The sequence below is a fragment of the Microbulbifer variabilis ATCC 700307 genome (genome assembly GCF_000380565.1).
Taxonomy (GTDB): Bacteria; Pseudomonadota; Gammaproteobacteria; order Pseudomonadales; family Cellvibrionaceae; genus Microbulbifer; species Microbulbifer variabilis.
In genome coordinates, this window is sequence record NZ_AQYJ01000024.1 from 254,504 (window position 1) to 266,711 (window position 12,208).

12 protein-coding genes are annotated in these 12,208 nt (G+C 51.3%); 9 read left to right on the plus strand and 3 right to left on the minus strand.

Annotated features, from left to right (window positions below):
• Positions 1-3: 3 nt before the first annotated feature.
• Both G367_RS0107990 and G367_RS0107995 read right to left on the minus strand, forming a co-directional pair.
• Positions 4-432 carry a nuclear transport factor 2 family protein gene (locus G367_RS0107990; RefSeq protein ID WP_020412594.1) on the minus strand — a complete coding sequence of 143 codons (429 nt, stop codon included), beginning with the start codon at positions 430-432 and terminating at the stop codon, positions 4-6.
• An 18-nt stretch (positions 433-450) separates the two neighbouring features.
• The gene (locus tag G367_RS0107995; protein WP_020412595.1) at positions 451-1,593 is read right to left on the minus strand and encodes a S1C family serine protease; all 1,143 of its coding nucleotides are present in this window, start codon (positions 1,591-1,593) and stop codon (positions 451-453) included.
• 791 nt (positions 1,594-2,384) lie between these two features.
• On the opposite strand from G367_RS0107995, the gene sat reads away from it, so the two are divergent.
• Entirely contained in the window at positions 2,385-3,575 is a 1,191-nt protein-coding gene (sat, locus tag G367_RS0108000) for a sulfate adenylyltransferase (RefSeq protein ID WP_020412596.1), read from the plus strand.
• Positions 3,576-3,663: 88 nt separating this feature from the next.
• Here sat and G367_RS0108005 read toward each other — a convergent pair whose 3' ends face one another.
• Positions 3,664-4,104, minus strand: coding sequence for a Z-ring associated ZapG family protein (locus tag G367_RS0108005; protein ID WP_026305000.1), 441 nt, complete (start codon positions 4,102-4,104; stop codon positions 3,664-3,666).
• Positions 4,105-4,448: 344 nt separating this feature from the next.
• On the opposite strand from G367_RS0108005, the gene zapE reads away from it, so the two are divergent.
• The 8 genes from zapE (at position 4,449) to G367_RS24985 (ending at position 12,118) form a co-directional block, all read left to right on the plus strand.
• A complete protein-coding gene (gene zapE, locus G367_RS0108010; RefSeq protein WP_026305001.1) occupies positions 4,449-5,573 on the plus strand; it encodes a cell division protein ZapE in 1,125 nt (374 codons plus the stop codon).
• Between the two features lie 117 nt (positions 5,574-5,690).
• Positions 5,691-6,119 carry a 50S ribosomal protein L13 gene (gene rplM, locus G367_RS0108015; RefSeq protein WP_020412599.1) on the plus strand — a complete coding sequence of 143 codons (429 nt, stop codon included), beginning with the start codon at positions 5,691-5,693 and terminating at the stop codon, positions 6,117-6,119.
• Between the two features lie 15 nt (positions 6,120-6,134).
• Positions 6,135-6,527, plus strand: coding sequence for a 30S ribosomal protein S9 (rpsI, locus tag G367_RS0108020; RefSeq protein ID WP_020412600.1), 393 nt, complete (start codon positions 6,135-6,137; stop codon positions 6,525-6,527).
• 303 nt (positions 6,528-6,830) lie between these two features.
• A complete protein-coding gene (gene petA, locus G367_RS0108025) occupies positions 6,831-7,430 on the plus strand; it encodes a ubiquinol-cytochrome c reductase iron-sulfur subunit (RefSeq protein WP_020412602.1) in 600 nt (199 codons plus the stop codon).
• Positions 7,427-9,628: a ubiquinol-cytochrome c reductase gene (locus tag G367_RS0108030; RefSeq protein ID WP_020412603.1), complete on the plus strand. Its 2,202-nt coding sequence runs from the start codon at positions 7,427-7,429 to the stop codon at positions 9,626-9,628. Before petA ends, G367_RS0108030 begins: the two co-directional genes overlap by 4 nt.
• Positions 9,629-9,734: 106 nt before the next feature.
• On the plus strand, positions 9,735-10,361 hold the full coding sequence (locus G367_RS0108035) for a glutathione S-transferase N-terminal domain-containing protein (protein ID WP_020412604.1): 627 nt from the start codon (positions 9,735-9,737) through the stop codon (positions 10,359-10,361).
• A gap of 25 nt (positions 10,362-10,386) precedes the next feature.
• Positions 10,387-10,782 carry a ClpXP protease specificity-enhancing factor gene (locus G367_RS0108040; protein WP_020412605.1) on the plus strand — a complete coding sequence of 132 codons (396 nt, stop codon included), beginning with the start codon at positions 10,387-10,389 and terminating at the stop codon, positions 10,780-10,782.
• Between the two features lie 151 nt (positions 10,783-10,933).
• Positions 10,934-12,118, plus strand: a complete 1,185-nt coding sequence (locus tag G367_RS24985) for a GGDEF domain-containing protein (RefSeq protein WP_083922690.1) — start codon at positions 10,934-10,936, stop codon at positions 12,116-12,118.
• Positions 12,119-12,208 lie beyond the last annotated feature (90 nt).

Below are 12,208 nucleotides of genomic sequence, written 5' to 3' on the forward strand. Positions count from 1 at the left end.
CATTTAGCTCTCAGTCGGGATCTTAGTGGCTTGCCAGGCGATCACTTGCCACTCGCCATTTCGTTTCACAAAAGTGCCTGTGTTGAAGAAGTGGCTGGTTTCCTTGCTAGAGGTATCATTGGCCACCAGCTTAAAAGCAATTACGGCAGTGTCACCCAGTAAGCGGATATCTACATCCTCTGCTGCGTAGCTTGTTGTTACAGGTTCAGTTGAGCTGCTTTCCATCCCCTGTATTATTTGGCTCTTACCAAAGCGTTTGCCCGATGAGCTTGTGTAGATCAGGTCCTCGGCCCAAAAACGTTTATGGACTTCTGTACTATTAGCGGCACCAGCAATAAAGCTGTCTAGGAGTTTCTGTAAATCTTTGCGGTCATCGGCCTGAGTCTGCCCAGCAACTAGGGCTAGAAAAATAAACAGAATGGCTGCACGCATATTTGCACCTTCCAATGGTTACTCAGTTGTCGTAGTGGTTTCTGGTTTCACAGAAACTGTTGCTTCCACTGTGTGGGAGGCACCTTCGCGGGTAAAAGTGATCGAGATGGTATCTCCGGGGCGGAGTGTAGCCATAGTTGCCTCACCTTGCTTACCATCGCCAATTGGCAGGCCATCAATATGGGTAATCACATCCCCTGGCTTGAGGCCTGCACTATGGGCCGGGCTTTCGTTGTAAATTGCGGTGATCATGACTCCGCCTGAGGAAGAGAGTTTGAACTCGCGAGCCATCTGTGGGCTGATGGCACTGGCTTCGATCCCGAGCCACCCCGGCACCACACGACCATAAGCGATAATATCCTGCATAACTTTGAAGGCGATATTAGCGGGAATTGCAAAGCTAATGCCACCGGAGTAGCCGGACTGATTGAGGATAGAGGTGTTAATCCCGAGCAGGCGACCGCGGGAGTCTACCAGTGCTCCACCGGAGTTGCCGGGATTGACAGCGGCATCCGTCTGCAGGAAGTTTTGCAGATGGCTGCCGGTTCCTGAGTTCTCCAAGTGACGCCCTTTGGCACTAATAATCCCCTGGGTGACCGTCTGCCCGACCCCGAAAGGGTTGCCTATGGCCAGAACGACATCGCCCACTTGGGCTGACTCTGGCTCACCAACAGAGATAGAAGTGAGTCCGTCGAGTTCAATTTTCAAAACTGCTAGGTCAAAGTCAGCGTCGCTACCGACCATGCGGGCCTGGGCCTCGCGGCCGTCGGCTAATAAAATGACTATGGCGTCTGCCTGATCCACTACGTGGTGATTGGTAAGGATGTAACCGTTGTCGCTAACGATAACTCCTGATCCCAAGTTTGATTGCATCCTTTCCCGTTGGGGAACGTTCATATTGTCGAACAAACGGCGAAAAAGGGGGTCATTAAATAGTGGGTGCTGTCGCTGGGGCAGGGCCATACGGGTGTAAATGTTAACCACAGCAGGTCCTGCAACATTGACTGCATGGGCATAGGATACGGGGCCCTGCCAATCTCCGCCTTTGGGGGTTGGAGCAGTGCCACGCAATTGCGGGAATATAACTAACAGCAAGGCCGCCATGGCCAGGCCTACCAGAATGGGTAAAGCCCAGTCTTGTAAAAAGCGATTTTGGGACACTCTCGACTCCTCTTTGCGCTGATTATACACACGTCTTGGAATGGAATCGCCGGGAGGGGCATTTTGCTGTCTTTGGCCGAGGAGAGACAAAGGAGATTTATGATTGTTTATGTCAGTAGATATGGGCCTTTACTCATGGTTTTAAGGTTGATATGCGAAGTGTTGGGGTGGAGATGGCAATATAAGGTCCATACACAGCTGGCCTAAGGAAACAGCTCTTTTATTGGCTGTTGCCTCTTATCTGTAGGTTTATCTGCTGTTCTATCGTTTATGGCCCAATCTGTTCGTGGGTTATTATATGTTTCCGTGCCTATCTCAAAAATCAAATTTGTAATGTAAAATTTTGCTTTCAAAGCAAAGGCTTTATGCCCAGTTAATTGCCGTATACAGAGCTTCTTAAGGCTACTTTCAGATCGTGCTCCCGTGTATCTAGAAGCAGCCTAAAAGGCCGCTGCTATATTTTGTTGGCCCAACTCACGTGGTGCCTCCTTGATAGGAAACTACAAGTTAAGTTGGCTTTGTGAATGGAAGCCCCCCTCCTAAATGCTCCTTTAAGTCCTTTGCCATCACTGTTCAATTTTGATGTTTGTCGCTTTTGGATAGCACTTTCCCCCTGCGCCTTCCCATGGGGGAGGTTAACCAGATTTTGGAGGGTAATTATTAGAGTGGACTGGCAGGGTCTATAATCCCGTCTCCTGTGATGGGCTGGCATTGGTCGCATCCTGCAAGTGCGTATAATGGCCCGTCGAAAATTTAAGACTAACCGGCAATATTTGTATTTGGAGACCAGCATGTCCCTAGTTCGCCCCCATGGCAGTATTGAGCTGCAGCCGCGCTTTGTGTACGACAGTGAAAGGCATCACCAACTGATGCATGAAGCGGAGTCGCTGCCCTCGATTGTGGTCAGCTCTGCCGCGGCGGCCAATGCAGTGATGTTGGGGGCTGGTTACTTTAATCCGCTGCACGGCTATATGAATCTGGCCGATGCGCTGAGTGTGGCTGAGACCTTGCGCACTGTTGATGGTCTCTTTTGGCCGGTTCCTGTCTTGAATGTGGTAGAGGACTGCGGTGCTATAGAAGGTGCTTCCCGGATTGCATTACGTGACCCCAATGTTGAGGGCAACCCAGTGCTGGCGGTAATGGATGTAGAAGCCATTGAGACCATTACTGATGAACAAATGAATAGCATGGCTGAGCAGGTATTTGGCACGCTCGATGAAAAACATCCTGGCGTTGCGACCTTTAAGTCAGCTGGGAGGAAGTTAATTTCCGGCCCAATCGAAGTGCTCAATTTCAGCTATTTCCAGAATGATTTCCCGGATACTTTCCGCACGGCTGTGGAAATTCGCAATGAATTTACCGAGCGGGGCTGGAATAAGGTGGTTGCCTTTCAAACACGCAACCCGATGCACCGAGCCCATGAAGAATTATGCAAAATGGCGCTGGAGGCTGTGGAAGCCGATGGTGTGCTGATTCATATGTTGCTGGGCCAGCTAAAGCCAGGGGACATTCCAGCGCCGGTCCGGGATGCATCAATTCGTAAGATGGTGGAAGTTTACTTCCCGGCAAATACTGTAATGGTTACAGGCTATGGCTTCGATATGTTGTATGCGGGCCCTCGCGAAGCTGTACTGCATGCCGTTTTCCGCCAAAACTGTGGCTGCAGCCACTTGATCGTTGGGCGCGACCACGCGGGTGTCGGTGACTACTATGGTGCTTTTGATGCCCAGACTATTTTTGATGGAAGGGTACCCGAGGGTGCATTGGAGATTGAAATCTTTCGTGCTGACCATACCGCCTATTCAAAAAAGCTGAATAAGGTCGTGATGATGCGTGATGTGCCGGATCACTCTAAAGAGGACTTCATTCTATTATCTGGTACCAAGGTGCGTGAGATGTTGGGTAATGGTATCGCTCCGCCCCCAGAGTTCTCTCGCCCAGAGGTGGCGCAAATTCTCATGGATTACTATCAGAGTTTGTAAAGTTTCCAATTAAAAAGGCGGGTTATCCCGCCTTTTTAATTGGGTTATCAACTGAAAGCTCTGCCGAAGTAACAGTTGATGGCTAAGTCTAACTTCCTGCGTGTGCCTCTTTTTCCAGGCCGTAATCCTCCGCAAGGGTACCTTTGGCTCCGGGCTCCTTGGGAGCCCAGTCTCTAGGGGGCTCCATATCCTGAAGTTGTTTGTCATCCTCCTTCAGCTTGCCGCTCCCGGCTTCGAGCATTTGTCGACCGATATCCTGGCTGGAAAGGCGCAGAGCGCTGTTGGATAAATACTCGTGAATTTCCTTGTAGCTTTCGGTTAAGTTGTGAACGAGCTGGGATGTCTGGTCAAAGTGCTCGTTTACCTGGAGCTGGAAGTCCTCCATTTTATTATTGGCTTCCCGCAGGCGTAGCTCGAGTTCCTGAGTGCGGTCGACGCTGCTGCGTCCGCGGACTGCGAGGAATGCCAGCAGGGCGCCCAAGGTCATGCCCAGGACGCCGACTAGAATTAATACCGATGTAGAGTGCACTTACTACCTCCTCAACTTGCTTTTATATGGCATTGGCGATCCGTGATGGATGCCGGCGCGGTAGTGGCACCGCCCCACGCCTCGGGTAGTCCCCCTCAAGTGACTATCAACCCCATGTTAGCGGACCCAGTATACGCGATTATTAACCCGACAATTAATACTGTTGGTAAATTGCGACACGCAGGTTAGCCTGCAGTTCCGAATTGCCGCTGGCTCCTGGCGAATTGCACTGGGTTGAGTGGGTGGGCCTAGGGCTGATGGCGGCTTCTCTGCTATCTAGGCGGCGCTATAGTGAATTTGATAGAGTGCGCGCCAGTAATACAGTTGTTGAAGAATCTTCCTTTATGCCTCCTGCCAACCCGTCATTTTGTTCCCCGATAGCGCGTTATGAGAATGATCTGCAGCGCCCGGATTTTATTGAGGACCCCTCGCAGCGAGCGGCGGTGCAGGAGTTGCAGGATTTGCATCGGCGTCTGGTCGAGAGGGCTGAGCGGGGCATTATTGGGAATCTGTTTGCCCGCCTTCGCAGGGCGGATGTCGGTCCGGAGCGAGGGCTTTACTTTTGGGGTGGGGTGGGACGCGGTAAGACCTATTTGATGGATGCATTTTATGAGTCCTTGCCTTTCCCCAGGAAGCAGCGGACTCACTTCCACCGTTTTATGCGCCAAGTACATGGGGGCTTAAAGCAGTATGCTGGGGAGAAAAACCCACTGGAGAAGGTGGCCGATAAGATCGCGAACCGGGCCCAGGTCCTGTGTTTTGATGAGTTTTTTGTGTCCGATATTGCCGATGCCATGATCCTTGCAGGTTTATTGGAGGCCTTATTTCGTCGCGGGGTGGCCCTTGTGGCTACCTCTAATATCGAGCCAGAGGGGCTCTATAAAGATGGTTTGCAAAGGGCGCGCTTTTTGCCGGCGATTGCGCTCCTTCAACGTCATACCAAAGTGGTTAATGTTGATGGAGGTACCGACTATCGCTTGCGTACCCTTGAATTACTGGAGCTTTATCATGCACCTTTGGATGACGCTGCGATCGCAAATCTATCGCACAGCTTTACACAGTTGAGCGTGGATGGCTGTGAGGTTCGAAGCGATGTGGATTTACAGGTGGAGGGGAGGCCTATTCGTGCACTTAAAGTAGCTGATGATGTGGCCTGGTTTGATTTTGCTGACCTCTGTGATGGGCCTCGTTCGCAAAATGACTACATCGAACTGGCGCGGGAGTTTCAGACTGTGCTGCTCGCTGCGGTGCCCAGATTTGATGAAAGGATGGATGCCCAGGCGCGACGTTTCATCAATCTGGTTGATGAATTCTATGACCGTTGCGTCAAATTGGTGATCTCGGCGGAGGTGTCGGCCGATCAACTTTATGGTGGGCGACAACTGCGATTTGAGTTTGAGCGCACTGTTAGTCGTTTACTGGAAATGCAGTCCCGCGAGTACCTGGAGCGGGCGCATCGCCCCGACTAATGACGCCTCGTGACACGTCGAAATATCGCTTGAAAAGCGAGCACTCCTTTTGTACTATCCGCGCTCTTTTGTGGGACGGCCCCTAATTCAGGGGGTCATATTACAGGTGTTTATAACATGAAGACATACAGTGCCAAGCCGGAAGCGGTAAAACGCGACTGGTACATTGTTGACGCTGCGGACAAGACCCTCGGCCGTATTTCTGCCGAGATCGCCCACCGCCTGCGCGGCAAGCACAAGCCTGAATATACGCCCCACGTGGACACTGGCGATTACATTATCGTAATTAATGCAGAAAAGGTTCGCGTGACCGGCAATAAGGCCAAAGACAAGATCTACCACAGCCACTCTGGCTACCCCGGTGGTCTCAAGTCCATCAGTTTTGAGAAGCTGATCGAGAAAGCGCCCGAGCGCACCATTCAGAGCGCCGTAAAAGGCATGCTGCCGAAGGGTCCTCTGGGTCGCGCCATGTTCAAGAAGCTGAAAGTATACAGCGGTAGTGAACATCCTCACACGGCTCAACAGCCGACTGAACTGGCGATCTAAACGGGAATAAATCTGATGGCAACTACTCAATACTACGGTACCGGCCGCCGCAAGACCTCTACTGCTCGTGTATTTATCGTGCCTGGTGAGGGCAAGATCACTGTAAACGGTCGTACCCTGGACGAATACTTCGGTCGTCAGGTGGCTCGCATGATCGTGCGTCAGCCGCTGGAAAGAGCCGATATGGTTGAAAAATTCGATGTTACTGTAACTGTAAAAGGTGGCGGTTCTTTTGGTCAGGCGGGTGCTATCCGTCACGGTCTGACTCGCGCCCTGATGCAGTACGATGAAGCGCTGCGTCAACCGCTGCGCGCCGCAGGTTATGTTACCCGCGACGCTCGTGAGGTTGAGCGTAAGAAAGTCGGTCTGCGCAAAGCGCGTAAGAAGCCGCAATTCTCCAAGCGTTAAGCTTTCTTTTGGGCCCGGCATCTGCCGGGCTTTTTTTATCTCCGGCATTTGGTGTGTTGAGCAGTGCTTGTGATGCTTTGCTCGATTTCTCGCTGTTTCGCTGCGTAATTCCCGACGTTCCTATGTCTTTGCCTTGTATCAAAATGGCATTTTCTTTAACATTGCGCGGATTTGTATCCGCTTGATTTGTGGGGTTTATTCGCGCGGGCAATCTGCCGGAGCGGGACTTCTTTCAAGACTTTTTGGGTTTGGGCCAGCGCATCTCCGGTGTATCCGGGATCGCTGTGATGGGAGAACTACGTCATGAGTGATGACGGTGTAAATGTAGGACGGCGCCGTTTCTTAACCGCTGCCACCTCAGTTGTTGGTGGTGCGGGAGCGGTTGGGGTTGCCGTTCCCTTCGTCGCTTCCTGGAATCCGAGTGCCAAGGCAAAAGCTGCTGGTGCTCCGGTTAAATACAACATTAGCAAACTTGAACCGGGCCAGATGGTTACTGTTGAGTGGCGCGGCAAGCCGGTCTACGTAGTACGCCGCACCGATGAAGTGTTGCAAAATCTAGAGAAAGTGGAGCCGCAGTTGCGCGATCCCAACTCTGAGGAATCTATCCAGCCAGATTATGTAAATCCGGAAAATCGTTCTATCAAACCAAAGTTGTTGGTTCTGGTTGGCCTGTGTACACACTTGGGTTGTGCACCTATGTACCGCCCGGAAGTGGGCGCCGCCGATTTGGGTGGTGATGAGTGGATGGGCGGCTTTTTCTGCCCCTGCCATGGTTCCAAATACGATATGGCCGGCCGTGTTTACAGCGGTGTTCCTGCACCTACCAACCTGGAAGTTCCGCCTTATTCCTATGAGAGCGATGAGGTAATCGTGATTGGTGTAGACCAGGAGGGCACTGCATGAAATGGCTAGCAGATTTCGGTGACTGGGTAGATCAGCGTCTGCCGATCTACCAGGCCTGGGATAAGCATATGGGCAAGTACTATGCGCCCAAAAACTTTAATCTTTGGTACTTCTTCGGCGTATTCTCACTGCTTGTACTGGTTAACCAGCTTCTGACCGGTATATGGTTGGTGATGAGTTTTAATCCTTCGGCTGAAGGTGCCTTCGCCTCTGTTGAATACATCATGCGCGATGTGGAATGGGGCTGGCTGATTCGATACCTTCATTCGACGGGTGCATCTGCTTTCTTTGTGGTTGTGTATCTGCATATGTTCCGCGGATTGATGTATGGCTCTTATAAGCCGCCCCGCGAGCTGGTGTGGATCTTTGGTATGTGTATCTACCTGGTGCTGATGGCTGAAGCCTTTATGGGCTATGTATTGCCCTGGGGTCAGATGTCTTACTGGGGTGCCCAGGTAATTGTATCCCTGTTCGGTGCAATACCCGGTATTGGCGATAGCCTGGTTGAGTGGATTCGCGGTGATTATCTGATTTCAGGTATTACGCTGACTCGCTTCTTTTCCCTGCATGTTATTGCACTGCCGTTGGTTCTTGTGTTGCTGGTAGTCCTGCATATCCTGGCGTTGCATGAAGTGGGTTCTAACAACCCTGATGGTATCGAGATTAAGAAAAATAAGGACGAGAACGGTATCCCCAAAGACGGCGTACCTTTCCACCCTTACTATTCTGTACATGACCTGGTGGGTATTGCGGTATTCCTGTTTATCTTCGCCACTGTTGTGTTTTTCTTCCCTGAGATGGGCGGTTTCTTCCTGGAGTACGCTAACTTCGAGGAAGCAAATCCACTGAAGACCCCTCCCCATATTGCACCTGTTTGGTACTTCACGCCGTTCTACGCGATCTTGCGTGCGGTAACTATGGATATTGGTCCTCTTACAGCCAAGTTCCTTGGTTTGGTGGCTATGGGTGCGGCCATTGCGGTGCTGTTTGTACTGCCTTGGCTCGATAAGAGCCCCGTACGTTCCATTCGTTACAAAGGTTGGCTGCCAAAAGGTTTGCTCCTTTTGTTCGCAGCGGTATTTATTATCCTGGGTTACCTGGGGGTTAAATCTCCGACCCCAGAGCGTAACTTCCTGTCTCAGGTGGCGACCCTGTTCTATTTTGCGTTCTTCCTGACCATGCCGGTCTGGACGAATCCAAAGGAGCGCAAGGGAGTGGGTTCCTGGGTTGTAAGCATCGGCTTCGGTGTACTGTTCCTGTGGATGGCAGTGGCTAACTTCTCGGTAAATACCTTTATGGGAGTAGTGACTGTTTTGTTGGCAGCTTTCTTCGCCTTGCTGCCCTGGATTACTAGCCGCGATGAGGTATACCCAGAGCCTGAGCGTGTAACCAGCCCATCTGGAGCAAAAACATTCGGTATTCTGTTTATCGGTATTGTGGTTGTTGGCCTGCTGACCTTTATCCCAATCAAAGCGGTAGGCGCTGAGTCCAGTGTTGAGCTGGACCCTATTAGTATCGACCTTCAGGACAAGCCGTCTTTGCAGCGTGGAGCCAAGTACTTCGTCAACTATTGCATGGGGTGTCACAGTGCCAACTATTCCCGCTGGGAGCGTGTTGCTACAGATCTGGATATCCCCAAAGAGCTGATGATGGAGAACCTGATCCTGGGTAACGACAAGATCGGTAACCTGATGCAGATCTCCATGCGCCCGGATGACTCCAAAGTATGGTTCGGCGCCACGCCGCCGGACCTGACGCTGGTTGCCCGCTCCCGCTCACCGGAATGGCTCTACACTTATCTCCGCAGTTTCTACAAGGATGACAGTCGTGCTACCGGTGTGAATAATCTGGTATTCCCCAGTGTCGCCATGCCGCATGTATTGATGGAGCTGCAGGGCTTGCCGGAATGTGCCCCTGGTCCTAAGCGCGACCATGGTAAGATCGTGCGCGATGAGCTGGGTAACCCGATCATGGACGCCGATTGTGGCAGCCTCAAGGTTGGTAGTGTGAAGGGTTCCATGAATCCGGAAGAGTTTGATCAGGCTATGTATGACCTGGTCAACTTTATGGAGTACATTGCAGAGCCAATGGCAGAAGATCGCAAGCGCATTGGTTTCTATGTGCTGGCGTTTATTTTTATATTCTTTATCTTTGCCTGGCTGCTCAACCGCGAGTACTGGAAAGACATACACCACTAAGATTCGCAGGTTTCTTTTTGATGGGTGGTGGAGATACTCTGCCGCCCTTTTATATTTTGAATAAAGGCCGGTGTTTGTCGGCCAACAAGTTTGAGGTAGTTTGAACATGGGTGTGCCTACCAACAAGCGCTCCTCTATGACCTTCTTCTCTGATGGTCGCAGTCACTATAGCCATCGGGTGCGTATCGTACTGGCAGAGAAAGGGGTGTCCGTAGAAATCATAGATGTGGACTCGGATGATAAGCCCGCCGAGCTCGCTGACCTCAACCCCTACAATTCGCTGCCGACTCTGGTTGATCGCGATCTGGTGCTCTTCGAAACCAAGGTTATGATGGAGTATCTTGACGAGCGTTTCCCACACCCGCCGCTGCTGCCCGTTTACCCGGTTGCGCGCGCTCAAAGTCGCCAGATTATGCATCGTATTGAGCGCGACTGGTGTCCGCTGGTGGATAAAATTCTGGCAGGAGGCAAAGATGCTGCATCCGCCCGTAAGGAGCTGCGTGATAGCTTGGTTGGCATTGCGCCGATGTTTACTGAGCTGCCGTACTTCTTCAATGAAGAATTTTCCCTGGTGGATTGCTGTATGGCTCCACTGCTCTGGCGTCTCGAGCAGTTCGAAATCAGCTTGCCCAAGACTAAGCAAGTGAAGCCACTGCTGGATTATATGGATCGCCTGTTTGCCCGTGAAGCGTTCCAGCAGAGCCTTACCGAGTACGAACGGGAAATGCGTTGAGGGTAGTTAGGTGAGTAAGCCGGTCATGACCTCCAATCGCCCATATATTTTGCGGGCATTTTACGAGTGGATTACCGATAACCGGTGCACTCCCTATATTCTTGTCGATACGCACCTTTCCGGGGTGCTGGTGCCACAACAGCATGTTAATGATGATGGGCAGATAGTGCTAAACATCTCTGAAAGTGCTGTTGCGAGGCTGACCATGGATAACTATGCGATCAGGTTTAATGCGCGTTTTGGTGGGGTTCCCACTGATATCCAGGTTCCGGTTGGCGCGGTAGTTGGAATTTATGCCCGTGAGAATGGCCAGGGTATGGTGTTTGAGGCAGAAGAAACCCCAGAACCGCCCGAACCTACCCCGCCCACCAGCTTGGGCAAAAAGTCGGTGAAGAAGCCCGCATTGCGCGTTGTGAAATAAGCTCGGCTTTAAAAAATTTCTAGGGGCAGTTTTGCCCCTTTTTTATTTTTTCTTTTTGTTTTCGTCGGTCTTCTCTTTTGTGCGCCTAGTCTAAGAAATTACTGTTATCAGGTGCGTATAATTCTCTGTTATTTCTTGCTCCCAATTTACCATGCCGTCGTATTTGCAGTGGCTGCGTTTTAGCTGGTTGCCCGGACTGCTCCTGATTTTGCCACTTGCCCAACATTTACCCTGGCTCGATCTGGCGTCCCTGAACAATGTCCAGCTGCCTTTTCTGTTATTGGTAACAGCGCTGCTGCTCAGTTTATTTTATCGCTCAAGCCGAGTTGGTCTGGCCGCATTACTATTAATGTTTTTCTATGGGACGATCAGTCTCGAAATACTGTTGAAGCAGGATTTTTCCCTCTATCTGGGGTTGATCGCCCTCAACTTGATGTTATTTAGCTGTAGCCGCGACCGTAGCATATGGAGTAATTTTGGGGTCGCTTGGCTGTTGATCCTGGGTGCACAGGGGATAGCCCTATTCTGGTTGCAGAAATATTATGGGCCGTTAGCTCAGATGTTTTCTTTGCAGCATCTGCCTGCTTGGCTATTGGCTCTTGACCGGTTTTCCCCACCTTTACCACTCTTGGCCTGTATGGCGGCCTCACTTGGCGCATTGGCACTGCTGGCTCTTTACCCCGGGCCCACGGCTGTGGGGTTATTCAGCTGCATCTTGCTTACGTTGTATGGCGTCTGGAGTGGGATGCCTCTGGTTCCTTTAATGTCAGTAGCTGGTTTCCTACTTATCTTTTCGCTGCTGGGTAGCAGCTATGAGCTGGCTTTCCGCGATGAGTTGACCGGAGTCCGGTCTCGGAGGGCTTTCAGGTATCGGATGCTCACTCCCGGCCGGCATTATTCTATTGCCATGATTGATATCGATTACTTTAAGAAATTGAATGATCGCTTTGGTCATCAGGTTGGTGATCAGGTACTGCGAATGGTTGCTACCCAGATTGCTCGAAATACGTCAGGGGAATTATTTCGCTATGGGGGGGAGGAGTTTGTGCTAATTATTTCTGGTCGTGACCTTTCAGCCGCAGAAAGACAGCTGGAGCTTATTCGGGAGAAAATAGCGGCCTATCCCATGCGCTTGCGCTCTGGAGGACGTATTTCCGGTCCTAAGTTGTGGCGTTCTGAACGCCGTTCAGATCAACAGATTAAGGTAACCGTTAGTATTGGCCTCGCTCAGAGGGGTAAGGAGTTGAGAGGGCCTGATACTGTCCTAAAGGCCGCTGACCAGGCCCTTTACAAGGCAAAGCGGGGCGGCCGGAATCGCGTCTCTGTTCGCGCTTGATATAAATCAACCTGATTTAAAAGTGGCGCCTAATTTCTTATTCGCATTGGTTAATTCCGCGCCGTCCCCCGATACTGCAATGCAGGGTAT